Here is a 403-nt window from a genome sequence, read left to right as displayed (position 1 = left end):
GTGTTACTGCGAAGGGGGGACGGAGAAGGCTATATCAGCCGGGCGACGGTTGTCCCGGTTTAAGCGTGTAGGCGGAGGGTCCAGGTAAATCCGGTCCCTTATTAACGCTGAGGCGTGACGACGAGGCACTACGGTGCTGAAGTGATAAATGCCCAGCTTCCAGGAAAAGCCTCTAAGCATCAGGTAACACAGAATCGTACCCCAAACCGACACAGGTGGTCAGGTAGAGAATACCAAGGCGCTTGAGAGAACTCGGGTGAAGGAACTAGGCAAAATGGTGCCGTAACTTCGGGAGAAGGCACGCTGGCGCGTAGGTGGAGGGACCTGCTCCCCGAGCCGAAGCCAGTCGAAGATACCAGCTGGCTGCAACTGTTTATTAAAAACACAGCACTGTGCAAACACG

Annotated in this window: 1 rRNA gene; it reads left to right on the top strand. The window is 55.1% G+C overall.

Features of this window, described 5'->3' with window-relative positions:
- Positions 1-403: ribosomal RNA gene (locus HFD87_RS22775) — 23S ribosomal RNA — on the top strand; the annotation flags it as partial.

It is taken from the genome of Pantoea sp. EKM21T, assembly GCF_011800405.1.
Taxonomy (GTDB): domain Bacteria; phylum Pseudomonadota; class Gammaproteobacteria; order Enterobacterales; family Enterobacteriaceae; genus Pantoea; species Pantoea agglomerans.
This window is presented reverse-complemented; position numbering and strand designations above follow the sequence as displayed.